The 26,304-nt window shown below is 72.7% G+C and carries 20 protein-coding genes; all 20 read left to right on the top strand.

Features of this window, described 5'->3' with window-relative positions; translation table 11 throughout:
* The first annotated feature begins 113 nt into the window (after nucleotides 1-113).
* On the top strand, nucleotides 114-3,041 hold the full coding sequence (locus MXD95_RS20570; RefSeq protein ID WP_250642314.1) for an ABC transporter permease subunit: 2,928 nt from the start codon (nucleotides 114-116) through the stop codon (nucleotides 3,039-3,041).
* Nucleotides 3,042-3,166: 125 nt separating this feature from the next.
* The gene (locus MXD95_RS20565) at nucleotides 3,167-4,375 is read left to right on the top strand and encodes an amidohydrolase family protein (RefSeq protein ID WP_250642313.1); all 1,209 of its coding nucleotides are present in this window, start codon (nucleotides 3,167-3,169) and stop codon (nucleotides 4,373-4,375) included.
* A 205-nt stretch (nucleotides 4,376-4,580) separates the two neighbouring features.
* The gene (locus MXD95_RS20560; protein WP_250642312.1) at nucleotides 4,581-5,810 is read left to right on the top strand and encodes an ABC transporter substrate-binding protein; all 1,230 of its coding nucleotides are present in this window, start codon (nucleotides 4,581-4,583) and stop codon (nucleotides 5,808-5,810) included.
* Between the two features lie 79 nt (nucleotides 5,811-5,889).
* Complete coding sequence (locus tag MXD95_RS20555; protein ID WP_250642311.1) at nucleotides 5,890-6,657, top strand: ABC transporter ATP-binding protein; 768 nt, start codon at nucleotides 5,890-5,892, stop codon at nucleotides 6,655-6,657.
* Between the two features lie 280 nt (nucleotides 6,658-6,937).
* On the top strand, nucleotides 6,938-8,578 hold the full coding sequence (locus MXD95_RS20550) for an N-acyl-D-amino-acid deacylase family protein (protein WP_250642310.1): 1,641 nt from the start codon (nucleotides 6,938-6,940) through the stop codon (nucleotides 8,576-8,578).
* A gap of 414 nt (nucleotides 8,579-8,992) precedes the next feature.
* The gene (locus tag MXD95_RS20545) at nucleotides 8,993-10,195 is read left to right on the top strand and encodes an amidohydrolase family protein (protein WP_250642309.1); all 1,203 of its coding nucleotides are present in this window, start codon (nucleotides 8,993-8,995) and stop codon (nucleotides 10,193-10,195) included.
* Nucleotides 10,196-10,240: 45 nt separating this feature from the next.
* On the top strand, nucleotides 10,241-10,729 hold the full coding sequence (locus MXD95_RS20540) for a Zn-ribbon domain-containing OB-fold protein (RefSeq protein WP_250642308.1): 489 nt from the start codon (nucleotides 10,241-10,243) through the stop codon (nucleotides 10,727-10,729).
* On the top strand, nucleotides 10,729-11,916 hold the full coding sequence (locus tag MXD95_RS20535; RefSeq protein ID WP_250642307.1) for a thiolase family protein: 1,188 nt from the start codon (nucleotides 10,729-10,731) through the stop codon (nucleotides 11,914-11,916). Before MXD95_RS20540 ends, MXD95_RS20535 begins: the two co-directional genes overlap by 1 nt.
* A gap of 96 nt (nucleotides 11,917-12,012) precedes the next feature.
* The gene (locus MXD95_RS20530; RefSeq protein ID WP_250642306.1) at nucleotides 12,013-12,840 is read left to right on the top strand and encodes an SDR family NAD(P)-dependent oxidoreductase; all 828 of its coding nucleotides are present in this window, start codon (nucleotides 12,013-12,015) and stop codon (nucleotides 12,838-12,840) included.
* A 104-nt stretch (nucleotides 12,841-12,944) separates the two neighbouring features.
* Nucleotides 12,945-14,651: an N-acyl-D-amino-acid deacylase family protein gene (locus MXD95_RS20525; RefSeq protein WP_250642305.1), complete on the top strand. Its 1,707-nt coding sequence runs from the start codon at nucleotides 12,945-12,947 to the stop codon at nucleotides 14,649-14,651.
* A gap of 131 nt (nucleotides 14,652-14,782) precedes the next feature.
* Nucleotides 14,783-15,559: an SDR family NAD(P)-dependent oxidoreductase gene (locus MXD95_RS20520; protein ID WP_250642304.1), complete on the top strand. Its 777-nt coding sequence runs from the start codon at nucleotides 14,783-14,785 to the stop codon at nucleotides 15,557-15,559.
* A gap of 176 nt (nucleotides 15,560-15,735) precedes the next feature.
* Nucleotides 15,736-16,884, top strand: coding sequence for an acyl-CoA dehydrogenase family protein (locus MXD95_RS20515; RefSeq protein WP_250642303.1), 1,149 nt, complete (start codon nucleotides 15,736-15,738; stop codon nucleotides 16,882-16,884).
* The gene (locus MXD95_RS20510) at nucleotides 16,881-17,843 is read left to right on the top strand and encodes an acyl-CoA dehydrogenase family protein (protein ID WP_250642302.1); all 963 of its coding nucleotides are present in this window, start codon (nucleotides 16,881-16,883) and stop codon (nucleotides 17,841-17,843) included. Before MXD95_RS20515 ends, MXD95_RS20510 begins: the two co-directional genes overlap by 4 nt.
* Nucleotides 17,836-18,714, top strand: coding sequence for an enoyl-CoA hydratase/isomerase family protein (locus MXD95_RS20505; protein ID WP_250642301.1), 879 nt, complete (start codon nucleotides 17,836-17,838; stop codon nucleotides 18,712-18,714). Before MXD95_RS20510 ends, MXD95_RS20505 begins: the two co-directional genes overlap by 8 nt.
* Complete coding sequence (locus tag MXD95_RS20500; protein ID WP_250642300.1) at nucleotides 18,711-19,919, top strand: acyl-CoA dehydrogenase family protein; 1,209 nt, start codon at nucleotides 18,711-18,713, stop codon at nucleotides 19,917-19,919. The genes MXD95_RS20505 and MXD95_RS20500 overlap by 4 nt, the downstream gene beginning before the upstream one ends.
* The gene (locus tag MXD95_RS20495) at nucleotides 19,916-21,046 is read left to right on the top strand and encodes an acyl-CoA dehydrogenase family protein (protein WP_250642299.1); all 1,131 of its coding nucleotides are present in this window, start codon (nucleotides 19,916-19,918) and stop codon (nucleotides 21,044-21,046) included. Before MXD95_RS20500 ends, MXD95_RS20495 begins: the two co-directional genes overlap by 4 nt.
* A gap of 128 nt (nucleotides 21,047-21,174) precedes the next feature.
* On the top strand, nucleotides 21,175-22,344 hold the full coding sequence (locus MXD95_RS20490) for an aromatic ring-hydroxylating oxygenase subunit alpha (RefSeq protein WP_250642298.1): 1,170 nt from the start codon (nucleotides 21,175-21,177) through the stop codon (nucleotides 22,342-22,344).
* Nucleotides 22,341-22,790, top strand: a complete 450-nt coding sequence (locus MXD95_RS20485; protein ID WP_250642297.1) for a nuclear transport factor 2 family protein — start codon at nucleotides 22,341-22,343, stop codon at nucleotides 22,788-22,790. Before MXD95_RS20490 ends, MXD95_RS20485 begins: the two co-directional genes overlap by 4 nt.
* 87 nt (nucleotides 22,791-22,877) lie before the next feature.
* Complete coding sequence (locus tag MXD95_RS20480; protein ID WP_250642296.1) at nucleotides 22,878-24,137, top strand: amidohydrolase family protein; 1,260 nt, start codon at nucleotides 22,878-22,880, stop codon at nucleotides 24,135-24,137.
* A partial coding sequence (locus MXD95_RS20475) for an indolepyruvate ferredoxin oxidoreductase family protein (protein WP_250642295.1) occupies nucleotides 24,134-26,304 on the top strand: 2,171 nt, incomplete at its 3' end. The genes MXD95_RS20480 and MXD95_RS20475, both read left to right, overlap by 4 nt.

The following is a 26,304-nucleotide window of genomic DNA, read 5'->3' as shown; positions in this document are numbered from 1 at the left end:
TCCCGTCTCGCGGGTTCCCAGTCGCTGTGAACGACGGTCCCTCCCGGCCGTCGCTCACAGCTCTGGGCGCGCTCCCGCGAGTGCCGTACCCCGCGGGAAGCGGAAGGAGGCCTGTGTCCGAGCTGTGGCAGTTCGCCCTGATCGGCCTGTCGGGCGGTGGAGCCTACGCGCTCGTCGCGCTCGGCATCGTCGCCGTCAACCGCGGGTCGGGAATCCTGAACTTCGCCCAGGGCGCCATCGGCATGGTGGGCAGCTACGTCTTCTGGGATCTGCACGACGGTGGTGACGGGCACGGCCTGCCGGTGGCGCCGGCCATGGTGTTCGGCGTCCTGGCGGGCGCGGCGCTCGGCGTGCTGTTCTACCTCGCGGTCGTGCGGCTGCTGCGCAACGCCTCCGACATGGCCAAGGTCGTCGCGACACTCGGGCTCATGCTGCTGCTGCAGAGCGCGGTGGTGAAGAAGTACGGCACCGAGACCACGCTGCTGCCGCCGTTGTTCGGCTCGGGGAAGATCGATCTGTTCGGCGGGTTCATCACCTACGACACCCTGGTCGTCCTGATCGTCACGGTGCTGCTGGCGGCCGGCCTGACGGCGCTGTTCACCCGGACCAGGCTGGGCCTGAACGCGACCGCGCTGCGGGAGAACCCCGTCGCCGCGGCCGCGATCGGGATCTCCCCGCATCCCACCGGCCTGCTCACCTGGGGGGTCGGCGGCGCGGTGGCGGCCTTCGCCGGCATCCTGCTCATCCCGGTCATCGGCCTGTCACCGGGGGCGCTGACGCTGCTGGTCATCCCGGCGATGGCCGCGGCCCTGATCGGCCGGTTCAACGGCATCTGGTCGACGGTGGCCGTGGGACTCGGCCTCGGCGTGCTCGAGTCGGTCCTGCGCACCTGGGATGTCAGCTCCGGCATCCGGGCCTCGCTGCCGTTCGCCCTGATCATCGTCGCGGTGGTGCTCGGTGGCGCGGTGCTGCCCGGCCGCGGTGAGGCGCAGGTGGCCCGGCTGCCGCGGGCCGGCAGCGGGCGCATCCCGCCGGTGCGCGCCGTGCTGTGGACCGCGCTCGGCCTCGTCGTCGCGCTCGCGCTGTCCCCGACCTGGTCATCGGCGGCCGCCAACAGCGCCCTGTTCGGGCTGTGGGCGCTGTCGATCGTCGTCGTCACCGGCTACGCCGGCCAGATCAGCGTCGCCTGCGGCGCGCTCGCCGGGTTCGGCTCGTTCGTGGCCGCCCGGCTCAGTAACAACTGGCACCTTCCCTTCCTTCTCTGCCTGCTGCTCGGCACCCTCGCCGCGGCCGCGCTGGGCCTGGTCATCGGAGCGCCCGCGGTACGGGTACGCGGGGTCAACCTGGCCATCGTCACGCTCGGCCTGTCGCTGGCGGTGGAGAACCTGGTGCTCGCCGAGCCGCACCTGACCGGCGGGGTGGACGGGCTGACGGTGCACAGCCCGACGCTGTTCGGCCTCAGCCTGGATCCCTCGACCCATCCCGACCGGTTCGCCGCGTTCTGCGTCGTCGTGTTCGCGCTGTGCGCACTCGCCGTGCTGAACCTGCGCCGGGGCGAGTCCGGCCGACGCTACCTGGCGGTGCGGGCCAACGAACGAGGCGCGGCAGCCGTCGGGGTCTCGGTGAGCGGGGCGAAGCTTGGCGCCTTCGCGGTCTCCGCGGGCCTGGCCGGGCTCGCCGGAGCGCTGGCCGCCTTCCGCTACCAGATCGCGGACTTCTCCAGCTACAGCGTCTTCCAGTCGATCACCGCGCTGGCCTTCACCGTCGTCGGCGGGGTCGGCTACGTCGCCGGCGCGATCTTCGCCGCGGTCGGCACCCAGGGCGGCGTGGTGGCGAACTTCATCAGCGAGGTCCTGCGATGGTCGCAGATCGACGCCTGGCTGCCGATCGCCACCGGCCTGTTCGTCCTCGACGTGATGGTCAGGTCGCCCAGCGGGGTCATTGCGCGGTCGACCGGTCCTGGTGCGCGCCTGGGCCGTCAGGTCGCCCGGCTGCGTGGCCGACGGCGCGACCGACCGGATGCCGACGGTCCGGGAACGACCCCCCGGCCCGCGGCGGAGGGCCCCGCCGCGATGCCCGCGCCTGGGGCGGCCGGGGCCGGCGCGCCCGCCCCCGGGGCGGCTTCGGGACTGCGCCGGGTGGCCGGCCTCGTCGCGGGGGAGAGCGTGTTGGTGGCCCGCGGCCTGCGGGTCGCCTACGGGAGCGCGGTCGCCGTCAACGACGTGTCCCTCGAGCTCACCGCCGGTCGGGTCGTCGGAGTGGTCGGCCCCAACGGTGCCGGAAAGACCAGCCTCATCGACGCGCTCACCGGCTTCACCCAGGTCGCCGCGGGCACGGTCGAGCTGCGGGGCCGGACGATCAGCGGGTACGGTCCGTCCGCGCGGGCCCGGTTGGGTCTCGGGCGGACCTTCCAGAACCTGGAGCTGTTCGACGATCTCAGCGTCCGGGAGAACGTTCTGACCGCGCTCGACGGCCGTGGCCGGCTGGCCTACGCCCGGGATCTGGTCGCTCCCCGCCGCGGCCGGCTGAACGAGGCCGCGCGGGCCGCGGTCGACCTGCTGGGTCTCGCCGACGACCTGGACACCGCGGTCGCCGACCTGCCGCAGGGCCTGCGCCGGATGGCGGCGATCACCCGCCTGGTCGCCCAGCAGCCGGTGGCCGTCCTGCTCGACGAGCCCGCGGCCGGGCTGAACGGGGCCGAGCGGCGGGCGGCGAGCGTGCTGTTCCGCCAGCTCGCCGATCAGTCGGGGGCGGCGGTGCTGTTGGTCGAACACAACATCGACGTCGTCGCCGCGACCTGTGACCACCTCATCGTGCTCGACTTCGGCACGGTGATCGCGGCTGGCCCGCCGGCAGAGGTGCTGCGTGACCCTCGGGTTCGCGCGGCTTACCTCGGCCGCCTCGAAACCGACGCCGACGCCGCCGCCGACCCTGCCGACGCCGCCGCCGACCCTGCCGACGCCGCCGCCGACCCTGCCGACCCTGCCGACCCCGCCGCCGACGATCCACTCCGGGAGCCGGCCCTGACCCACGATCCGTGACCGCCCTCGACCATCTCCCCTGGCGCACGGGCGTCCATCCCGCATAATATGTGAGCGTTCGCTTTTCTTGGCTCGCGATGGGCTCGTGGGCGCACCTCGCTGAAGCTGGACTGTTGGAGGTCGGCGTGTCGTTCAATTGGTTCGTCTCGGTCGACGACCACCTCATCGAGCCGGCCCGGCTGTGGCAGGAGCGGCTTCCCGAGCGCTGGCGGGACACCGGTCCCCGCATCGTGGTCGACGGCGCCTCGGAGTACTGGGTCTACGAGGACCGGCAGATCGTCACCACCGGCCTGAACGCGGTGGCCGGCAAGAAGCGCGAGGAGTTCTCGCCGGAGCCGATCACCTACGCCGACATGCGCCTGGGCTGCTACGACCCGGCGGCCCGGGTCGCGGACATGAACCAGGGGCGGGTGCTGTCGTCCATCCTGTTCCCGTCCTTCCCGCGTTACTGCGGGCAGGTCTTCCACGAGGCCAAGGACAAGGAACTGGGGCTGCTCTGCGTGCAGGCGTGGAACGACTTCATCCTGGAGGAGTTCAACGAGGCCTTCCCGGGCCGGTTCATCCCGATGATGATCATACCGCTCTGGGACCCGGTGGCGGCGGCGGCCGAGGTCGAGCGGACGGCGGCCCGCGGCGGGAAGTCGATCGCGTTCTCGGAGAACCCCACCAAGCTCGGCCTGCCCTCGATCCACACCGACTACTGGGACCCGCTGCTGCGGGCCTGCGACGAGACCGGCTACGTCGTGTCGATGCACGTGGGCTCGTCATCGAACCTGATCCGGACCTCGGCCGACATGCCGACGCTCGCGTTCATGGCCTACTCCGCGGCGGCCAACCAGGCCGGGACGCTGCTGGACTGGCTGTTCAGCGGCAAGTTCACCCAGTTCCCGAACCTGAAGATCGCCCTGTCCGAGGGATCGATCGGCTGGATTCCCTACTTCCTGGAGCGGGCCGAGCAGGTCGTCGACAAGCAGCGCTTCTGGGCGTCGCGCTTCGACATCGACATGAACGCCTCGCACGAGCGCGGTGAGGCGAAGGGCGCGGCGAACTTCGACCTGGACACCGACATCCGCCAGCTGTTCCGTGACCACGTCTTCGGCACCTTCATCGAGGACGCCGCCGGGGTCCGCCTGCTGGACATCATCGGTGAGGACAACGTGATGCTCGAGTGCGACTACCCGCACTCGGACTCGACCTGGCCGGACACGGTCCGCCTGGCCAGCAAGTGGCTCGGCCACCTGTCCGACGACGTCCAGCACAAGATCACCGTGGGGAACGCCGCCCGCGTCTACAACTTCACCCCGGCGGATCCGGTCACCATCGCCGGCTCCTGACCCTCGGAGTCCGGTTTCCCCGGGGCCTGGTCCCCGGGACCTGATGCCCGGATTCCGATCTCCAGGAGCCGATCCCGCGGCGCGTGGTGGTGCCGCGATCCCGCTCGGGCCTCGTGCGCGTCGCGCCGCTGTTCCGCCTTCGGGCGGACGGCAGCCGCGGCGATGTTGGTGCGGTGTCGGAACTGCGGCTTTCGGAGGAACGGGCATGAGTGGGAAGAGCCACCCTCGGGGTGTGCGCGGACTGGTGGCGGCCCTGTTAGGGGTGTCCCTGCTGGCCGCGGCCTGCGGCAGCGGGGGCGACGACGGGTCCGCGGCCGCGGGTGCGGACGGTCTGAAGGGCAAGCCCATCAAGCTGGGTGTGATGACCGGAATCCAGACGGACAAGGTCTCCCAGCCGTATGTGGCGCAGGCCGCGAAGATCGCGGCGGCGGCGGTGAACGCCGCGGGCGGGGTCCAGGGTCGGCCGTTGGAGATCCACGTCTGCGACGACCACAACACCCCGCAGGGTGCGTCCGTATGCGCGCAGAAGCTGCTCGTCGAGGACAAGGTCCTGATGATGGTCGGCGGGGACGGTACCCAGGAGGCGGCGCTCATCCCGACGCTGAACACCGCGAACACCATCTCGTTCGCCAGCATGGGAGCCAGTACCGCGTCCTTGCAGGCCGCGCGGGTCTACATCATCGAGCCGGTGCTGATCGGGTATCGGATTCTTCCGCAGATGCTTCCCGCCGGCACGAAGAGCGTCGCCTACGTCTCGGCCGACACCGCCATCGCCCAGTCGTCGGCGAAACAGTCGGCCGCCTACTACCCGAGGTCCACCACGATCACCTCGGTGAAGCTCGGTCTGACCGCGACCGACTTCCAGCCGACCTGCCTGCAGATCAAGCAGAGCAGGGCCGACACCGCCGTGGTCGCGATCAACCCGTCACAGGTCGCGCCGCTCATCCAGACCTGTAACCAGATCGGACTGACAAAACTGCGTTGGGCGCTGCCCAGCGTCGTGCTGACCCCGCAGACCATCGCGACCGTGACCCGACTGCACCAGCCGAACCTGGTGGTGCTGTCCTACGGCCAGTCGGCGCTGTCCGGGCTGATCGGCGACGCCGCGAAATACGGCAAGGGGGTCGGCGGCATCACCAACACCATCGCCGACTCGGCGGTCAACGCCTGGCTCGGGGTCAAGGTGCTGGCGAACCTGCTGCCCAAGGTCGGCGCGGTCGACAGCCTGTCCGCCGTGAAGATCAGGCAGTGGCTGGACAAGCAGACGGCGCTGGACACCCTCGGCGCGACCGCCCCGATCGACTTCACCTCGGCCGGCTCGCCCGGCATCCCCCGGGTGAAGAACCTCTCGGCCACCCAGGGCGAGATCCGCGACGGCAAGGTCGTGGCGACGGCCGACAAGCCGGTCATCCTCGGCAAGCCCGTGCGTGGCTGAGGCGGCGTCATCCGATCAGAGGCGCGATCAGACCCGGCCGGCAGTGACGGAGTGACGGAGTGACGGAGAGGAACCGGAGATGGCCACTGGCAACGCCCTCGCGGCGTCCACGGAGTCGGCACCCACGACGACGGCGTCCACGGCGGCGCTGGACGTGCGCGGGCTGACCGCCGGTTACGGCTCACTCGCGGTCATCCACGATGTCTCCTTCTCGGTCGGCCGGGGCGAGATCGTCGGCCTGCTCGGGCGCAACGGGGCGGGCAAGACGACCACGCTCATGGCCATCGCGGGCTTTCTCGGCGGATATGGCGGCGAGGTGCTCGTCGACGGCCGGGCGCTGACCGGGCCAGCCCACCGACGCAGCCGCGGGCCGGTGGGCATCGTGCTGGAGGGCCGCAGCGTCTTCCCGTCCCTGACCGTCCGGCAGAACCTGGGCCTGGCCCAGGCGGACGTGGACGAGGCCCTCGGCCTGTTCCCCGAGCTCACGCCGAAGCTCCCGCTGCGGGCGGGCCTGCTCTCCGGCGGGGAGCAGCAGATGCTGGCGCTGGCCCGCACCGTGGGACGTCATCCGTCGGTGCTGCTCATCGACGAGCTGTCGTTCGGGCTGGCGCCGGCGGTGAGTGAGCGCATCCTCGAACGGCTGCGGGCGGTGGCCGAGGCGACGGCGGTGGCGGTGCTGCTCGTCGAGCAGCACCTGCACTTCGCGGCGAGTGTCGTCGACCGCGCACTGATCATGAACGAGGGGGTGGTCCGGGCCGAGCTGCCCGGGCCCGAGCTCGCCTCCCGTGAGCAGGAGGTCGAGCGGATCTACCTCGGTGGCCCCGACGCCGTGGTCGCACCCACCTAGCGTCACGTTCCGTGAACAACTTTTCCGGAGTCGAGTGAGATGAAGATCCAAGTAGGTCGTTGTGGGGGTATTCGTGTCCGATATGCCCCCCACGGCGACCTGGGTAGCCGGATCTTGCTCTCTCGCTCGCCGCGGAGCGTAGCGATCCTGGGGGCGGCTGTCTGTTCGCCGCGGATCGGGGGCGGGAGCGGCGGACGGGAGCGGGAGCGGGGGCGGGGGCGGGAAGTCTGGTATGGGGCGATATCGGTAGAGGCTGGTCGGGCAAGGGATCGGAGATCTGATGGATCTGCTGCTGCGTAACGCCACCGTGATCGATGGGACCGGCGCGCCCGCCCGTCCGGGCGAGGTCGCGGTGGCCGACGGGCGCATCGTGGCCGTCGCCGGGCCGGGCGCGCTCGCCCCGGACCCCACCACCGAGGTGGTGGACCTGGCCGGCCTGGTGCTGGCCCCGGGCTTCATCGACATCCACACCCACTACGACGCTCAGATCCTCTGGGACGGCGACCTCACCCCGTCCAGCTGGCACGGGGTGACCAGCGTCGTCATGGGCAACTGCGGCTTCGGGGTCGCCCCGACCCGGCCCGAGCACCGCGATCTCATCGTGCGGCTGCTGGAGAACGTCGAAGGCATGGCCCGCGACGCCCTCGACGCCGGGATCGACTGGTGCTTCGAGACGTTCCCGCAGTACCTCGCGGCGATCGACGCCCGGCCCAAGCGGCTCAACGTCGGCGCGTTCATCGGCCACTCCCCGCTGCGGATGTTCGTCGTCGGCAACGAGGAACGCCCGGCGAGCGCCGACGAACTGGAGCGGATGCGCGCCCTGCTGCGGGAGGCGCTCGACGCCGGGGCGGTCGGGTTCTCGACCTCCCGCCAGCCCGCCCACCAGGGTGCCTTCGGCCGCCCGGTGCCCAGCCGGTTCGCGGAGCTGTCCGAGGTCGACCAGCTCGCCGGGGTGCTGGGTGAGGCCGGTCGGGGCATCCTGCAGGTCTCGATCGGGCCGGGGCTGTTCGTCGAGGCGTTCTCCGACCTCGCCGTGCGCCACAACGTGCCGGTGACCTGGACGGCGCTGGTCACCCGGGCGGAGAAGCCCGGCTCGGCGCTGCGCACGGTGGGCCGGGGCGCCGCGCTGCCGGGCGAGGTCTACCCGCAGATCGCCTGCCGCCCCATCGTCATGCAGATCACGATGGATGACCCGGTGCCGCTGGCCCAGGTGGACGAGTGGAAGGAGGTCCTCGCCCTGCCGCGCGAGCAGCGGCCCGCCCTCTACCGGGATGCCGGCTGGCGGGACCGGGCCCGTCCGACGACGTTGGAGGCCTGGTCGCACCGGTGGGGCAAGGTCGACGTCGAGGAGACCGGCACCCACGCCGACGCCGTGGGGGTCCCGCTCGACCGGCTCGCCCGCGAGCGGGGGACCACCCCGTTCGACCTGATGCTCGACCTCGCGCTCACCGACACCACCGCCACCCGGTTCCGGGTCGTGCTGGAGAACGACGGCGACGCCGAGATCGCCGAGCTGCTCGCCGACCGGCGCACGCTGCTCGGCCTCTCGGACGCCGGCGCCCACGCGACCCAGCTCTGCGACGCCTGCTACAGCACCCACCTGCTCGGCCACTGGGTACGGGAACGCAAGGCGATCACGCTGGAGGACGCGGTCTGGCGGCTGACCGGACATCCGCACCAGGCGTTCCGTATCGCCGGGCGCGGCCTGGTGCGGGAGGGCTTCCAGGCCGACCTGGTCGCCTTCGACCCCGCCACCGTCGGGACGACGCCGGTCGAGCGGGTCACCGACCAGCCCGGCGACTCCGACCGGCTCGTGGTGCGCAGCACCGGTGTCCAGCACGTCTGGGTCAACGGCGTGGCCACCCGCCGCGACGGCGAGGAGCTCCCCGGCGTCGCCCCCGGCCAGCTCCTGCGCACCTGAGCGCACCTGAGCGCCGCTGGCGGGAGCGGCGCGGGTCTCTCGCTGTCCGCTTCTGGGGGTCGCGCGTCCGTTTCGTGCCCCCAGAAGCGTCCGGTCGGCACCATCTCGCGATCAGTGGCATCGGCGGCGGGCGCTGGGTGGCATCGGCGCGTGCGGTTCCGCGCGTGCGGTTCCGCGCGTGCGGTTCCGCGGAACACCTTGATCGCCGGGAACGCCCTGATCGCGGGGTCGGCCATGATCCGACGGGCCGGCTCGAAGGGGTAGTAAGTGTATACTCACTCATGGATGGGGTTGGGATAGGTCTTCTGCGGGAGTGGCCTGGGGGGCGCTGTTGCCTGAGCCACGTCGTCTTGACGATGTCCGGACCCCGGCGTACTAAGTAAATACTTATTTATAAGTCGGAGGTGGCAGGCCGTGAACTACGCGCTGATCGACGCCGATGGGCACTACTACGAGCCCGACGACTGCTTCTCCCGCCACATCGAGTCCCGCCACCGGGACGCGACGGTGCGGGTCGAGCGCGGCGCGGACGGTCTGGGCCGGGTGTTCGTCGGGGATCGGCGCACCTACATGAGCGTCATGCCCGGCGACTACGCCTCCGCCCCCGGCGCGCTGCAGGGCCTGTTCGTCGGCGAGGTGGCCGACGGCTTCACCCACCGGGAGGTCATCAACGCCCGGGACTACCCGGCGTTCACCGACCGGCGCGCCCGGCTCGCCCTGCTGGACGAGCAGGGCGTCGAGGCGTCCATCATGCTGCCGACCCTCGGGGTGTCGGTCGAGCAGGACATGGTCGACGACGTCGAGCTCACCTACGCCAGCCTGCGGGCGTTCAACCGCTGGCTGGAGGAGGACTGGGGCTACGCCGCCGACAACCGGATCTTCGCCGTGCCGCTGCTCTCGCTGCTCGACCTGGACCACGCGCTGGCCGAGCTGCACCGGGTGATCGAGGCGGGCGCGCGGATCGTGCACCTGCGCCCCGGACCGGTGGGCGGCCGCTCGCCGGCCCACCCCGACCTGGACCCCTTCTGGGCGACCGCGGCCGAGGCCGGGATCCCGGTGGCGTTCCACGTCTCCAACAGCGGCTACAACCTGGCCTACGGGAGCCTGTGGTCGGAGGATCCGGCCAACCCGTCGCACCGGCAGTCGCCGCTGCAGTGGGCGCTGTGCAACACCGAGCGGCCGATCGTGGACACGCTGACCGCGCTCACCCTGCACAACCTGTTCGGCCGGCATCCCGACATCAGGATCGTCACGATCGAGAACGGCAGCGGCTGGGTCAAGCCCCTGCTCAAGAACGTCGACAAGGCCGCCGCCCTCGGCCGGCGGGGTCCGATGATCGGTGGCAGGCTGCCCGCCAAGCCCAGTGAGATGCTGGCCGAGCACCTGTGGGTGTGCCCGTTCCCCGAGGACGACGTCCAGGAGCTGATCGGTATCCTCGGCGCGGGCAAGGTGCTGTTCGGCTCGGACTACCCGCATCCCGAGGGGCTGCGCGAGCCGGCCGACTTCATCCGGCTGCTCGACGGCTGCGACGCCACGACCACCCGCAGGGTCCTGCGGGGTAACACCGCCAAGCTGCTCGGCATCGCCGACCGCGAGGGCGCCGCCGCCTCGGGCTGAGGCGGTCGTGGCGCCGCGCATCAGTCACCGGGCCGAAGGAGGCACGTGGACGCGACCGTGGGTATACCGCCCGCCGTCACCGCGGAGACCGAGGCGTTCTGGACCGCGGCAGGGCAGGGACGACTGCTGGTGGAGCGTTGTTCCGCCTGTGCGGCCCGGTCCTTCCCGCCGTACGGGATCTGCCGGGTCTGCCGCAGCCGGGACGTCGCTCCCGTGGAGATCACCGGCGAGGGTCGGATCTACAGCCTGACGGTCAACCACCAGCGCTGGATGCCAGGGCTCGAGGTGCCCTATGCGCTCGTCCTGGTCGAGTTCCCCGACCATCCCGGCGTTCGGGTCTTCGGCCGGCTGCGCGGCTGCCCGCCGCAGGAGGCCGTGATCGGCATGACGGTCGACATCGGCTTCGAGCCTGGACCCGGCGGCCAGGCCATTCCCAGCTTCGTGGCCCGCGTTCCCGCGGGCACGGTGGACCCGCGGCCGAGGCGCGCGCCGGTGTCGCAGCCGGCGGGGGCGCGGCGACAGGAGCGCGGCTGATGGGAACCGAGCTGCTCGAGCGGCGCGCGGTGATCTCCGGGGTGGGCCAGTCGGAGATCGGCCGCCAGATCGACCGTTCCGGGTTCCAGCTCACCCTGGACGCGGTGCTGGCGGCGATCGCCGACGCGGGCCTGACCGTGGACGACATCGACGGGCTGGCGATGTTCCCCGGCGGCGGCAAGGCCAACCTCCCCGGGTACGCCAACGGCAACCTGTATGAGATCCAGGACGCGCTGCGGATGACCACCCGCTGGCGCCAGGGCATCGTCGAGGGGATGTGCCTGCCGTTCTACGGCCCGGCGATGGCGGTGGCGACCGGCGAAGCCCGGCACGTGGTCATCTGGCGCACGGTCAAGGAGGGCAGTGCGGCCCGCAACGCGGGTGGGCGGCCGGCCTACGGCTCGACGAACCCGGTCGCCGAAGGCCCGCTGGCCTGGCTGCTGCCAGTCGGCGCACTCTCGCCAGTGCTCCAGATCGCCCCATACGCCGCCCGCTACCAGCACGAGTATGGCGTCACCCGCGAGCAGCTCGGCTGGATCCCGGTGACCCAGCGGGCGCATGCGGCGCTCAACCCGGACGCGGTCTACCGCACGCCGCTGTCACTCGACGACTACCTCGCCGCCCGGATGATCTCGACGCCGATCTGCCTCTACGACTGTGACGTCCCCGCCGACGGCGCCACCGCGATCGTGATCTCGGCGGCCGACACCGCCGCCGGCCTGCGGGCGCCGGTGTCCATCGAGGCGATGGCCGGGGTGGTCGACGGTCGGCCGTCCTGGGAGCAGTGGGAGGACATGGGCCGGGTCGGTTACGCCACCGCGGCGGCGATGTGGAATCGCACGCAGCTTCGGCCGGCCGACGTCGACGTGGCGCAGCTCTACGACGGGTTCACCATCGAGGTCGTCTGGTGGCTGGAGGCGATGGGTTTCTGCGAGCCGGGGGAGGCCGGCGCGTTCGTCGAGGGCGGCCAGCGCATCGCGCTCGACGGTGAGCTGCCGCTGAACACCTGGGGCGGCCAGCTCTCGGGCGGCCGGCTGCACGCCGCGTTCGGGCATGTCGCCGAGGCCGTCCGCCAGCTTCGCGGCGAGGCCGGTGCCCGGCAGGTGGCCGGCGCCCAGGTCGCCGCGGTCACCAGCGTGGGCGGCTACGAGGCCGGCGCGGCCCTGCTGACCGCCTGGTCCGGATGACCGCCTGGTCCAGCCGGCCCAGGTGTCCACGGATCCCTGGATCGACGGATCCGGCGGATCCGGGGATCGACGACGCGATGACGAGGGAGTGCCACGATGGCCAGGACTGCGGGGCGGGTCGAGGGAAAGAGCGCGATCGTCACGGGAGCGGGTTCCACTCCCGGGCCGGGCGTCGGCACCGGGAAGGCCGTCGCCGTGGCGCTGGCCCGGGAGGGCGCCAGCGTCCTGCTGGTCGACCTGTGGGCCGAGCGGGCGGAAGAGACCCGGGCGCTGATCGAGGCCGAGGGCGGCAAGGCCGAGGTGTTCGCCGCCGACTGCACGAAGGCGGCTGACTGCGAGCGGATGGTGGCCGCGGCGCTCGAGGCGTTCGGGACCGTCGACATCCTGGTCAACAACATCGGCCGGGCGCAGGTCGGCACCGTGGTCGACCTCTCCGAGGAGGACTGGGACTTCGCGCTCAGCGTCAACCTGCGCACGGTCTTCCTGGCCTGCAAGTACGCCGTGCCGGTGATGGCGGCGCAGGGGTCAGGCTCGATCGTCAACATCTCGTCGATCTCGGCGCTGCGCGGCGACGGCACGATCGCCTACTCGGCGGCCAAGGGCGGCATGCTCGCGATGACCGTCGAGATGGCCTACGCCCACGGCCGGCAGGGCATCCGGGTCAACGCCGTGGCGCCCGGCCACATCGTCACGCCGATGGTCAAGTCGATTCCGGGGCAGGACACCGACTACGTCAACACGCTGCGCAACGAGGCCGGTCTGCTCGGCACCCCGGGCGACGGGTGGGACGTGGCGAGCGCCGTCGCCTTCCTCGCCAGTGACGAGGCCCGCTGGATCACCGGGGTCACCCTGCCCGTCGACTCCGGCGTCCTGTCCGTCACCCCGCTGTCCATGGCCCGGCACCTGCGCGCGATCCCGCAGTGACCGCTTGACACGGTCGGAGCCGTGATCCTACGATCACAAAAAAATGAACACTCACTTACAGCTGTCCGTACGCGCAGCTGTCCGGTGGCGGAGAGACGGGTGCCATGCATGACATCGTGATCCGTGGCGGCGACGTGGTGGATGGCACCGGCGCCGCACCGCGCCGGGCGGACGTGGCGATCGACGGCGACCGCGTCACCACCGTCGGTACCGTGGCCGAACGAGGCCGCCGCGAGCTCGACGCCGCCGGCCGGGTGGTCACCCCGGGGTTCGTGGACATCCACACCCACCTCGACGCCCAGCTTTTCTGGGACTCCACGGCAAGCCCCTCGAGCCGGCACGGCGTGACGACGGTCGTGCTCGGCAACTGCGGGGTCACCTTCGCCCCGGTCCGCGCCGACGCCCACCGCTACCTCGCGGAGATGATGGAGTCCGTCGAGGACCTCCCCGCGGACACGATCATGGACGGGCTCGGGTGGAGCTGGGAGTCCTACGGCGAGTACCTGCGCGCCCTGGGCGGGCTCTCCCTCGGGGTGAACGTCGGCGGCATGATCGGCCACTGTGCGCTGCGGTACTACGTCATGGGTGAGCGGAGTCTCGAGGAGACGCCCGCCAGTGACGAGGACATCGCGACCATGGCGGCGGTGGTGGGGGAGGCGGTCGCGGCCGGCGCGCTCGGCTTCTCCACCTCCCGCAGCTTCCTGCACACCGTCCCGGACGGCCGCCCGGTGCCCGGCACGTTCGCCGGCACGCCGGAGCTCGCCGCGATCGCGGACGCGCTGGCCCGCCAGGGCCGGGGAACGATCGAGGTCGTGCCGCGCATCGGGGAGCGCGACGGCCCCACCCGGGCGAACTCGGTGGCTGAGCTCGCCTGGATGGAACAGGTCAGCCGGGACTCGGGCCGGCCGCTGACCTTCGCCATCATGCAGAGTGACCGTCGCCCGGACCTGTGGTCCTGGGTGATGGACGAGGTGGCCGCCGCCCGGGCCCGCGGCGCCGACCTGCGCCCGCAGACCGCGGCCCGCGGCAGCGGCATCCTCTACGGACTGGCCGGGCGCACCCCGTACGACACCCTGCCGTCGTGGGCCGAGCTGATGGCGAGGCCCTGGCCGCGGCGGCTGGCCGCGCTCGGCGACGACGGGCTGCGCGCCCGGCTCGTCGCCGAGGCCGCGGCACCGACGAACCTCTCCGGCCCGCTCGCGCCGAAGGACCCGGCCAAGCTCTACCTGCTGCCGCCGGGCCCGGCGGGCTACGACGTGCGGCCGGAGAACAGCCTGGCCGCCGAGGCCGCCCGGCGCGGAGTCAGCCCCGCCGAGGCCTTCCTCGCCTACACCGCCGACACCGCCGGTCTCGGGCTGCTCTACTACCCGGTGCTCAACCAGAACCTCGACGCGGTCGCCGCGATGCTCGCCAACCCGGACGTCGTCGTCGGCGTCGGGGACGCCGGTGCCCATGTCGCGCTCACGATGGACGCCGGCCAGCCCACCTACCTGCTGCGGCACTGGGTGCGCGACACCGGCCGGATCGACCTGGCCACGGCGGTGCGCAAGCTGACCTCCGAGGGTGCCGAGCTGTTCGGCCTGGCCGACCGCGGCCGGCTCGCCCCCGGCGCGTTCGCCGACGTCAACGTCCTCGACCTCGAGCGCCTCGACCTGCAGACACCGAGGATGGTGGCGGACTTCCCGCTGGGGGCGCCCCGGTACGACCAGCCGGCCAGTGGCTACGACTACACCCTCGTCAACGGCCGGGTGCTGGTCGACCACGACACCATCACCGAGGACCGCGCGGGCCGGGTCGTGACCGCCCTCTAGACGACCGCACGGGCCGCACACCGGCTTGCCCCTCCGGTCCCTCGGCCTGTGCTCCCTGCTCCCGGGCCCCAGCCCTGTTCCTGCCCCGGCTCAGGCCCGGCCCGCCTCGAGTCGATCATGGAGGTGTCCTGATGAGCGCTGACCCCCGCGCGCCGCTACGCCTGTTCGACCTCACGGGCCGGGTGGCGGTGGTGACCGGGGCGTCCTCCGGGCTCGGCGTCGCCGTCGCCCGGACGCTGGCCGCGGCGGGCGCGTCCGTCGCCGTCGTGGCGCGTCGGCGGATGCGGATCGAGGCGTTGGCCGACGAGATCGGCGGCCAGGCGGTCGAGGCCGACCTGCTGGACGAGGCCCAGCTCGACGGGGTCATCCCGGCGGTCGCCGACAAGCTCGGCGGTCCGGAGATCCTGGTCAACGTCGCGGGGAACATCTTCAGCCGCGACCGGGCCGAGGACGAGCCGCCGCAGGCCGTGCGCCAGACGCTCGGCCTGAACCTGGTGGCGCCGCTGCGCCTGAGCCAGCTGGCGTTCCCCCACATGCGGGCGGCCGGTCGGGGCGCCGTCGTGCACATCTCGTCGATCAGCGGCCGGGTCGGCATCCCGGGGATCCCGCAGGCGTCGTACGCGGCCAGCAAGGCGGGGCTGTCCGGCCTGACCAGCGAGCTCGCCGTCCAGTGGGCCCGGCACTCGATCAGGGTGAACACGGTCGCGCCCGGCTTCTTCCGCAGCGAGATCACCGACGGCCTGTTCGACGACGAGAAGGGCGGCGCCTGGCTGCGGCGCAACACCCCGCTGCCCACGGAGGGGACCGCCGACGACGTCGTCGGCGCGGTGCTCTGGCTGGTCAGCGATGCCGGCCGGTTCGTGACCGGGCAGACGGTCGTCGTCGACGGCGGCTGGACCGCCCGCTGATGGTCCCCGTCCGGCGAGCGAGCCCCACGATGGCCACGCCATGAACCGGGACGGCTGTGCTGACGGGAACGGCTCTGCGAACGGGAACGGCTCTGCGAACTGGGACGGCTCTGCGAACGGGAACGGCTCTGTGGACTGGGACGGCTCTGTGGACTGGGACGGGTATGGACTTTGACATGGGCGCGGACGTGGCGCGGCTGCGTAGGACGCTGCGCGATCTGGTCGAGGAGCACGTCCCGCCGGACTATCTCGGCGCGTTCACCCACGACCCGGCCGACCTCGACGTCGCCCAGCGGTTCTGCCGGGTGCTCGCCGACTCGGGCCTGCTCTGCCTGGCCTGGCCGCCCGAGTTCGGTGGTCGCGGGGCCAGCCTGTGGGAGCAGACGGCCGTGCGCGAGGAGATGTGGGCCCACCACGAGCCGCGCGGCGCCCAGTACATGGGGGTCAACTGGGTCGGGCCGACGATCATGCGGCACGGCACGGAGGAGCAGAAGGCGCGGCACCTGCCGCCGATCGCGGCCGGCGAGGTGATCTGGTGCCAGGGGTTCAGCGAGCCCGACGCCGGCTCCGACCTCGCCTCGCTGCGCACCGCGGCCGTCCGCGACGACGCCGGCTGGCTGGTCAACGGCCAGAAGATCTGGACCTCGTACGCGACCATGGCCCAGTGGTGCTTCCTGCTCGCCCGCACCTCCAAGGGCGAGCGTAAGCAGCAGGGGCTCACGGTCTTCCTGGTGCCGATGTCGGACCCCGCGATCGAGGTGCGCCCGATCCCCACGATGATCGGCCCGCACCATCTCAACGAGGTGTTCTTCACCGACCTGCGGGTGACCGAGGCCGACGTGCTGGGCACGGTGGACGAGGGCTGGGCGCTGGTCCAGGAGGTGCTGGCCTTCGAACGGGTCGGCATCGCCCGCTACGCCCGCTGCGAGCGCCTGCTACAGGCGGCGCCCGGCGCGGTCGGGGACGCCTGGGCGGAGCTGCCCGGCGAGCTGCGCGGCCGGTGGGCCCGCATGCTGGTGCACGCGCGGCGCGCCCGGCTGCTCGCCTACCGGGTGATCGCCACGCAGGGCGCCGGCCGGGTACGCCCGGTCGACTCGGCCGCCTACCGGATCGCGGTGACCCGGCTCGACCAGGAGAGCGCCGAAGTGCTGACCGACATCGTCGCGCTCGCCCCGCCGACCGGCGTGGCCGGCGCCCGTTTCCAGCGCGAGGTAGAGGAGCACGCCCGCTATTCCGTGTCGGCGACGGTGGCCTCGGGGAGCATCGAGATGCAACGGATCCTGCTGGCCCGTGCCCTGCTGGCGAACCCGGTGACGGCGTCATGAACATCGATCTGAGTGACGAGGCCCTCGAGTACGGCCGAACGGCCCAGGCGGCCCTGGAGGCCGCCGGCGGAGACAAGCTCCTGGAGGACGCGGAGCTGGAACCCGCCCGGCGGGCGTCCCTGGTCTCCCCGGTGCTGGCCGAGCTCGGCGCCTGGGAACTCGACCCCCGGGGCAGCGCCGACGAGCTCGAGGCCGCCGCGGCGCTGTGCCGGTCGGCCGGCTGGTGGGCGGCGCCGTACCCGGTGGCCGAGCGGCTGTGCCGACCCGCCGACCTGCCGGTGGACGGCCAGGTCGTGGTGACCGGGACCGCCCCCGCCGCACCGCTCGCGGGCCTGGCCGGGCCGTGGTCCGCCGTCACCCTGGACGGGCGGCGCTTCCGGGTGACCCCGCGCGGCCCGGCCCGGCCGCCGCGTACCTCGGCCTTCGTCACCGGGCTCGACCTCACCCCGGTCGACGCCGATGCCGACGGAGCCGCCGAGCGGCTCGCCGACGTCACGCTCGGCCTGGTGCTGGGCTGCTGGACACTGCTGGGCATGCTGGACCGGGCGATGGCGCTCACCCGCGCGCACGTGCTCGAACGCCAGCAGTTCGGGCAGCCCCTGGCCCGCTTCCAGGGGGTGCAGTTCCAGCTCACCGACGCCGAGGTGGAGCGGGCCGGCGTCGCGGAGCTCGCCGGGTACGCGCTGTGGAGCGTCCAGGCGCGGCGGCCCGAGGCGTTCGACGACGCGTTGGCGCTGCGCCTGGGCGCCGTCGAGGCGGCCGAGACGGTCTTCCGGATCTGCCACCAGCTGCACGGTGCGATGGGTTTCTGCGACGAGACGACCCTGTCCTGGGTCTCGCGGTACAGCCTGCCGCTGCGCCGGCTGCCGCTGGGCCGCGCGGGAACCGAGGATGTCCTGACCCGTCGGCTGGGCCGCCGCGGCCTCGACGGCCTGTTCGCGGGAGAGAGCTTTGAGTGACCATGCGGTGGGCTACGACCTGCCCGACGTGCTGACGGTGACCGCCGACGGCCCGGTGCGGACGGTGACCATCAACCGGCCGGACGGCCTGAACGCGGTCAACCAGCCGCTGCACTGGGCGCTGGCCAACGTCTGGCGGCAGCTCTCGGCCGACCGCGAGGCCCGGGTCGTGATCATCACCGGGGCGGGGCGGGCGTTCAGCGCCGGGGGCGACCTCGACTGGATCACGTCCTTCCTGGACGATCCCGCCGCCCGTTACGAGAGCATCCGGGAGGGCGCCCAGATCATCGAGGAGATGCTGCGCTTCCCGCTGCCGGTGATCGCCGCCGTCAACGGCGCCGCGGTCGGGCTCGGGGCCAGCATCGCGATCCTCTCCGACATCGTGCTCATCTCCGAGCGGGCGTACCTCGCCGACCCGCACATCTCGGTCGGCCTGGTCGCCGGGGACGGCGGCGCCGCGTTCTGGCCGCTGCTGACCCCGATCATGCGCTCCCGGGAGTACCTGTTCACCGGCGACCGGATCCCGGCGGCCACCGCCGTCGAGCTGGGCCTGGCCAGCCGCACGACGCCACCCGAGGACCTGCTGCCCGAGGCGACGACGCTGGCCCATCGGCTGGCCGCGCAGCCGCCGGAGGCGCTGGCGGGCACCAAGCGGATCGTCAACATGTTCCTCGCCCAGGCCCTGGGCGGCCCGGTGCAGGCCGGGTTCGCCGCCGAGGAACGAACCATGCAGAGCCCCGAGCACCGCGAGCGCCTGCTCGCCCTGCGGTCCCCGGGTAACGGGCGCGGGCCCGACCAGTCTCGCTCGCCGGACCGTTCGCCGAGCGCGCCGGAGCCGGGGCATCCCTCGACGGCCGGTCCGGCGCTATGACCACCGGCCGTGATGGCGCCACGCTGGCCGAGTTCCGCGCGACGGTGCGTGACTGGTGCCGCCGCGAGGTACCCACCGACTGGCGTGGGGCGCAGACCGGGGTCGGCGACGACGAGTATGTGGCGTTCCAGCAGGAGTGGTTCCAACGCCTGCGCGGCGCCGGGTACGCGGTGCCGCACTGGCCGGCCGCGTGGGGCGGTGGCCTGTCGTCCGCCGAGCAGGTGATCCTCTACCAGGAGCTGGCCGCCGCCGACGCGCCCCGCCTCGTGCTCGCCTTCGTCTCGATCCACCACGCCGCGGCGACCCTGCTCGCCGCCGGCACCGACGAGCAGCGCCGCCGGCACCTGCCGGCGATCCTCGACGGCGAGATCTGGGTCCAGGGCTTCTCCGAACCGGAGGCGGGTTCGGACCTCGCGAGCCTGCGCACCACGGCGCGGCGCGACGGCGACGCGTTCGTCGTCAACGGGCAGAAGCTGTGGGCCAGCGGCGCCGTGCACGCCGACTGGTGCCTGCTGCTGGCTCGCACCGATCCGGCGGCGCCCAAGCGGCGGGGGATCTCCTATTTCCTGATGGACATGCGCTCGCCGGGCGTCGAGGTCCGCCCGATCCGCAATGCGGTCGGCGAGTCGCACTTCTGCGAGATTTTCCTCAACGACGTCCGCGTCCCGCGTAGTGCCCTGGTCGGCGCGGAGAACGCCGGCTGGCAGGTCGCGCAGGCCACCCTGGCCACCGAGCGGGGGATGACGATGGTGGAGCTGGCCGAACGCCTCGGCAACGCGGGGTTCCGTCGGCTGGTGGAGGTCTGCCGCACGCCGTCGGCGTCGGGGCGGCGCCCGATCGACGATGCCCGGGTGCGCGACCGCCTCGCCGGGTTCGACACCGAGATCACCGGGCTGCGGGCGCTGTGCGCGGGGCTGGTGGCCCGGCACGACACGGGTACCGTCGGGCCCGCCGACGCCTCGGTGGTGAAGCTCTACTACAGCGAGCTGCTGCAGCGGCTGACCGACTTCGGCGTCGAGATCGCGGGCCTTGCCGCCCATACCGAGCTGACCAAACCGATCTCGAGCGGGTGGGAGGCGGGTGCCTGGGTTCTGGACTTCATCGGCTCCTGGGAGTGGACGATTCCCGGCGGGACGAGCGAGATCCAGCGCACGATCATCGCCGAGCGCGGGCTCGGCCTGCCCCGAGAGCCGGTGAAGGCATGATCGACTTCACCGAGGGAGCCGACCTCGCCGAGCTGCATGACGAGCTGCGCGCCGTCGCCCGGGACCTGCTCGGGACGGCGGCGGGTGGCGCGCCGGCGGTGAAGGAGGCGACGCCGGTCGACTGGGAGCAGCTGGCCGCGGTGGGCTGGCTGGGCCTGGAGGTACCCGAGGAGCTGGGCGGGGCCGGGGCGAGCCTCGCCGAGGCCGCCGTCGTCCTGACCGAGCTCGGCCGGGCCGCGGCGCGTAGCTCGTACCTGGGCACGGCGGTCCTCGGGGTCGGGGCGCTGCTCGCGCTCGAGCCGAGCGCCGGGCGCGACGAGCTGTTGCGCGCCGCGGCCACGGGCGCGCCGCGGTTCGCGGTGGGCCTGGCCACCGGCGACGACGAGGACATCCCGTTCCACCTGCGGGCCGACGGGCGCGGCGGGTTCACCCTGCGCGGCGAGGCCCGGTTCGTACCCGACCTGGCCGAGGCCGAGCGGCTACTGCTGCTGGCGCGGGACCCGGACGGGCAGCCCGTCGTCGTCCTGACCGAACCCGGGCGTCCCGGGCTGGACGTCGTCGACGTGCCGGTGCTCGACGCCACGCGCAGCCTGGGCGACGTGTCGGCGGCCGGGGCCGGGGCCGTGGTGAGCGCGGACCAGGTCGCGCGGTTCCGTGGCGATCCATGGGCCGCGGCCCGCGGGCTGCGCGACCGGGGCGTGCTCGCCACCGCCTGCGACAGCCTTGGCGCGGCTGAGGCCATGCTGGACGCGACGGTCGCCTACGCCCGGGTGCGCGAGCAGTTCGGCCGGCCGATCGGCTCGTTCCAGGCGGTGCAGCACGCCTGCGCCGACCTGTTCGTCGCGGTCTCGGTGGGCCGGGAGCTGGTCGCGGCCGCGGCTCGGGCCTGTGCGGCGGGTGATCAGGACGCGGGACGGGCCGTCGCGATGGCCAAGTCCTACGTGGGCGGCGCCGCGGTCGAGATCGCCGGGAAGGCGATGCAGCTCCATGGCGGCATCGGCTACACCTGGGAGGCGGGGATTCACGTCTATCTCAAGCGCTGCGTGCTGGGCCGGGCCCTGTTCGGCACGCCGGCCGCGCACCGGGCCCGCCTGGCGGAGCGGTTCGCCGGGCCGCGGCGCGGGTGACGGGACTCGCGCGGTCCCTGGCATCAGGCCAAGCCGGCCGTTAATATGTGAGTGTTCGCTCTCATCAGCGTTCGATCGGGCGGTGCCGTTCTCGGCGGGTGCGGGCGAACGGCGGGAGGTAGACGACCATGGACAGGGAAGCGCTGGAGCGCGGGCTCGCGCGCCGGTTGCTCGACCACATCGAGCACCGCACGACGGACATGGCGGACGAGGTCCTCGAACTTTCGACCGACATCTACTCCGCCGCGCACCACGACGAGGAGGTGCGGGCACTCTTTCTGGACCAGCCGCTGGTACTGGGTCTGTCCGGTGCCCTGCCGGGGCCCGGGACGTTTCGCACCGTCGACCTGTTGGGCACCCCGGTGCTGCTCACCCGGGATGACGAGGGCCGGGTGCGGGCGATGGTCAACGCCTGCCGCCACCGTGGCGTCCGGCTCGTGGACGGCGCGGGCGAGGCGCTGCGGTTCACCTGCCCCTTCCACGCCTGGAGCTACAACCTCGGCGGCACGCTGCTGCGCTGCCCGACCCCCGAGGGCTTCGCGGGCATGCGCAAACAGGACAAGGGCCTCATCCAGCTCGAGGTCGCCGAGGGCTACGGTCTGATCATCGGCCGGTTGCGCCCGGGCGAGCCGATCGACATCGACGAGTACCTCGGCCCGGATCTGGCCGGCGAGCTGGCCCTGCTCGACTTCGCCGACTGGGAGCCGCACGGCGAGCCGCACGTCCACCGGGTGGCCGCCAACTGGAAGGTCACGCTGGACACCTTCCGGGAGAACTACCACTTCGACTACCTGCACAAGAAAACGCTGTCGACCTACGCCTACGGCGGGGTCCTCACCTTCGACGCGTTCGGTCGGCACCTGCGCAACGCCTCGGCGCTGAAGACGATCGTCGAGCTGAGGGACCGTCCGGAGGCGCAGTGGGACGACGCCGCGGCGCACTTCAGCTACCAGTACGCCCTGTTCCCCAACACCAGTCTCACCTTCGACGCCCGGCACATCGAGCTCTGGCAGATCCTGCCGGTCGACGCCGCGAGCTCCGAGGTCGTCCACACCGTGTACCTGCGCCCCGGCCTGTCCGACGCGGAGCGTGCCAAGGCGGTCGACATGGCCCCGTGGATCTGCGAGACGGTCGTCGACGGGGAGGACTTCTGGGTCGCGGGCCGCACCGAGCCGGGGATGCGTACCGGCATGGTCGAGACCGTGCTGTTCGGCCGCAACGAACCGGCCCCGCAGCACCTGCACCACGGCTTCACCGAGGTGCTCGAACAGTTCCGCGCCCGCCAGGCCGCCCGGTGAGCCCCGCCGACTCCGCCGCCGGCACCGCCGAACCCGTCACCACCAGCGCTGCCGACGCCGCCTGGGTGGTGCGGGAGATGGCCCGCCGTTTCGGCGCCGGGGACTTCGCCGGGGCCCAGGCGCTGATGGCCCCGGCGATCCGGATCGAGCAGCCGGCCTCCCTGCCCCACGGTGGCTGGCACGACGGCCGTGACGGGATGGCCGCGATGGGCGTCGCGTTCGCCCGCCACTGGGACCGCACGATCACCAACCCCCGGGTCTACGGCCACGCCACCCTGGCCACCCAGATCACCACCCAGACCTGGACGGCGAAGGCCACCGGCCGCTCGGCCACGATCGACGTCGTCGAACTGTTCACCGTCGTCGGCGGGGAGATCGTCGAGATCCGGGTCTTCCAACAGGACACTCACCTGCTACTGGCGACCCTGCCCGACCAGAGGCCATGACCACGGCCGTCCACGGTCGCGCGCAGGACTGACAGCACGGGCAGATCTGTTCCGCCGGCGGGTTCTCTCGGGAGGAGCGCGAAACAGATGTCCCCGCGCACACTGATCCGCAACGCGCGCGTGCTCACGTGCGATGGTGATCCGCACGAACGGCCCGCTGACGGCGACGTTCTCCTGGACGGGGACCGGATCGCACACGTCAGCCGGGGCCGCCTCGACCTGACCGAGCTGTCGGCGTCCTCGACCCGGGTCGTCGACGTGCACGGGGCCACCGTGCTGCCGGGGCTCGGTGACGCGCACACGCACATCAGCTGGCCGTTGGACTTCGTCTTCGACCACAACGGCGTCGCCGCCGCGCCGCCGCACCGGCACGCGCTCGACGTCGCCGCCGTCGTGCGGACCTTCGTCGAGAGCGGCTACACCCTGGCTATCGGGGCCGGGGTGCTGCAGCCGCAGGACGACGTGCTGGCCCGCGACGCGATCGACGCGGGCCTGATCCCCGGCCCGCGGATCGTGCCCAGCGGCCTGCTGATCACCTCCCCGGGAAACCTCGGTGACGGCGCGCCGACCGCGCTGACGGCCGCCAACGCCAAGGAACTGCGCGAGATCGTCGCCCGGCAGTGCGACGCCGGGGTGCGGGCCTGCAAGCTGTTCATCTCCGGTGACGGCATCGTGCCCGACTTCCCGTCCGAGGACGTCTACATGGACGACGAGATGCTCACCGCCGCCGTCGAGGAGGCCGACCGGCACGGCGCCTTCATCACGGTGCACGCCCGCGGGTCCGTCGCCGTGGCGATGGCGGCCCGCACCGGCGTGCGGATCATCCACCACGCCTGCTTCCTGGACGACACCGCGCTGCGCGAGCTCGAGGCCCGCCGCGACGACCTCTGGGTCTGCCCGGGCCTGCACTACCTGTACGCGATGGTCTCCGGGCACGCGGATCCCTGGGGGATGACGCCGGAGAAGATCGACGCCTCCGGCTACCGCGGGGAACTGGCCGCCTCCATCGACGGCCTGCGCCAACTGCACGCCGCCGGGATCCGCATCGTCGCCGGCGGCGACTTCGGCCACCAGTGGACCCACCACGGCACCTACGCCGCCGAGCTGCAGCGCTACGTCGAACTCGTCGGCCTCACACCGACCGAGGCGATCCTGTCCGCGACCCGGCACATGGGCCCGCTCATCGGGGCGGACATCGGCCAGGTCAGACCGGGCTACCTCGCCGACCTGCTGGTCGTCGACGGCGACCCGACCGAGGACATCACCGTGCTGCAGTCGCCCGAGCGCCGCCGTGCGGTGCTGCGTAACGGATCGTTCGCCTACGTCAACCCCGAGGTGTACCCATGAGCCTTGCCGGGACGGCCCAGAGCGCGGGCCCGACCACGAAGGCCGAGCCGGCCGGGACGCTGCTGTCCGGGGTGGAGGCGCTGGCGCGGCTGCTCGTCGTGCGCGAGCAGGTCGACGCGCGCGCCGGCCTGCGCACGGCGACGATGGTCTCGGGCTACCCGGGCTCGCCGCTGGGCACGCTGGACCTGACCCTGGACCGGTTCGGCGAGCTGCTCGCCACCCACCGGATCACCCATCGGCCGGGGCTCAACGAGGAGCTCGCCGCCGCCACCGTCTGGGGCAGCCAGATGGGCACGCCGGAGACGCTGCGCGGGGTCGACGGCGTCGTAGGTGCCTGGTATGGCAAGACGCCGGGCCTGGACCGCTGCGGCGATGTGCTCAAGCACGCGGGGGCGATGGGCACCGGCCCGAACGGCGGGGCGGTGCTGTTCTGCGGGGACGACCCGTCGGCCAAGTCCTCGACGCTGGCCTGCGACAGCCAGTACACCTTCGCCGACGCCTGCATCCCGGTGCTGGCCCCCGGTGACCAGCAGGACATCCTCGACCTCGGCGTGCACGCCTTCGCCCTGTCCCGGTACTCGGGCTCCTGGGTGGGGCTGAAGGTGGTCACCGCGGTCGCCGACGGCATCGGCACCGTCGACGCGGGCGCGGACCGCCACCGTCCCGTCGCGCCCGCCGCCCAGGTCGCCGGCAAACCGTGGCGGCATGTGCCGTTGGCGAAGGTCGGCCCGCACGCCGTGCCCGGCCAGGAGGAGCAGGTCGCCCATCTGCGGCTGCTCGCCGCCCAGGCCTACGCCCGGCACAACGGGCTCGACCGGGTCGTCGGTGCCGCCCCCGGCGCGCGGCTCGGGGTGGTATGCGCCGGCAAGACCTATTTCGACGTGGTCCAGGCGTTCGCCGACCACGGCGTCTCCGTGGGTGGCCTCGCGGAGCTGGGCGTGCGGGTGCTTCGGCTCGGGATGACCTTCCCGGTGGTCGAACAGACGGCGATCGAGTTCGCCCGCTCCGTCGACGAGATCGTGGTGATCGAGGAGAAGCGGCCGTTCGTCGAGACCCAGCTGCGGGCAGCCCTGCACGAGGCCGAGGTCCGTACCCGGGTCATCGGCAAGCGCGACCGCGACGGCCAGCCGTTGTCCCCGATGTCCGGGGAACTGGACGCGGCCGCCGTGGCGAGCATTCTCACCCGGATGCTGCCGGAGCTGGCCGAGCGGGCGGCGCCGGCCCGGCGCAGCCTGCCGCTGCTGGCCCTGCCCGTGCTGAACCTGCCGGCGCGCCCGCCGGGGTTCTGCAGCGGCTGCCCGCACAACCGCTCGACGGTGGCGCCGGACGGCGCGCTGGTCGGCGGCGGCGTCGGCTGCCACGGGATCATGTACTTCGAGGCCCGCAACTCCGACCTCAAGAGCATGCCGCCCACGCCGATGGGCGCCGAGGGCGTGCCCTGGCTCGGCCTCGCCCCCTACGTCGACGAGCCGCATCTGATCCAGAACCTCGGGGACGGGACGTTCAGCCACTCCGGGGCGCTCGCGATCCGGGCCGCCGTCGCGGCCGACGCCACCATCACCTTCAAGATCCTCTACAACGCGGCGGTCGCGATGACCGGCGGCCAGGACGTCGTCGGCCTGATGGACGTCCCCGCGCTCTCCCGGGCGCTGGAGGCCGAGGGCGTGCGGCGGATCGTGGTCTGCGCCGAGGACCCGAAGCACTACGGCCGGCGCGCGCGTTTCGCCCCCGGCGTGCGGGTGCTCGGACGCGACGCGCTGCCGGCCGTGCAGGAGGAGCTGCGCGAGGTCACCGGCGTCACCGTGATCATCTACGATCAGCGGTGCGCCGCCGAGTCGCGCCGGCTGCGTAAGCGCGGCCTGCTGCCGGAACCGCCGCGGCGGGTGGTCATCAACGAGGCGGTCTGCGAGGGCTGCGGCGACTGCGGCGCCAAGAGCAACTGCCTGTCGGTGCTGCCGACGGTGACCGAGTTCGGCGACAAGCGCCGCATCGATGACCTGTCCTGCAACCGGGACTACACCTGCCTGGACGGCGACTGCCCCTCCTTCGTCACGATCACGCCCCGCACCCCGCGCCGCTGGGAACGTCGGCGTGACGCGGCGCTGACCCGGGCCGCGGGCTGGGCGGGTGTCGGCGCCGTGGCCGCCGCCGTCGCCGGGGTCGCGGC

This window comes from Frankia sp. AiPa1 (assembly GCF_023243075.1).
In the GTDB taxonomy this organism is placed as follows: Bacteria; Actinomycetota; Actinomycetes; order Frankiales; family Frankiaceae; genus Frankia.
This window is presented reverse-complemented; position numbering and strand designations above follow the sequence as displayed.

Excerpts from the sequence above, each read along its gene's own strand:
- MXD95_RS20490 (WP_250642298.1), top strand. The coding sequence starts at position 21,175 with ATGGACAGGGAAGCGCTGGAGCGCGGGCTCGCGCGCCGGTTGCTCGAC.
- MXD95_RS20510 (WP_250642302.1), top strand. The coding sequence starts at position 16,881 with ATGAACATCGATCTGAGTGACGAGGCCCTCGAGTACGGCCGAACGGCC.
- MXD95_RS20515 (WP_250642303.1), top strand. The coding sequence starts at position 15,736 with ATGGGCGCGGACGTGGCGCGGCTGCGTAGGACGCTGCGCGATCTGGTC.
- MXD95_RS20535 (WP_250642307.1), top strand. The coding sequence starts at position 10,729 with ATGGGAACCGAGCTGCTCGAGCGGCGCGCGGTGATCTCCGGGGTGGGC.
- MXD95_RS20560 (WP_250642312.1), top strand. The coding sequence starts at position 4,581 with ATGAGTGGGAAGAGCCACCCTCGGGGTGTGCGCGGACTGGTGGCGGCC.
- MXD95_RS20495 (WP_250642299.1), top strand. The coding sequence starts at position 19,916 with ATGATCGACTTCACCGAGGGAGCCGACCTCGCCGAGCTGCATGACGAG.
- MXD95_RS20530 (WP_250642306.1), top strand. The coding sequence starts at position 12,013 with ATGGCCAGGACTGCGGGGCGGGTCGAGGGAAAGAGCGCGATCGTCACG.
- MXD95_RS20520 (WP_250642304.1), top strand. The coding sequence starts at position 14,783 with ATGAGCGCTGACCCCCGCGCGCCGCTACGCCTGTTCGACCTCACGGGC.
- MXD95_RS20480 (WP_250642296.1), top strand. The coding sequence starts at position 22,878 with ATGTCCCCGCGCACACTGATCCGCAACGCGCGCGTGCTCACGTGCGAT.
- MXD95_RS20555 (WP_250642311.1), top strand. The coding sequence starts at position 5,890 with ATGGCCACTGGCAACGCCCTCGCGGCGTCCACGGAGTCGGCACCCACG.
- MXD95_RS20550 (WP_250642310.1), top strand. The coding sequence starts at position 6,938 with ATGGATCTGCTGCTGCGTAACGCCACCGTGATCGATGGGACCGGCGCG.
- MXD95_RS20525 (WP_250642305.1), top strand. The coding sequence starts at position 12,945 with ATGCATGACATCGTGATCCGTGGCGGCGACGTGGTGGATGGCACCGGC.
- MXD95_RS20500 (WP_250642300.1), top strand. The coding sequence starts at position 18,711 with ATGACCACCGGCCGTGATGGCGCCACGCTGGCCGAGTTCCGCGCGACG.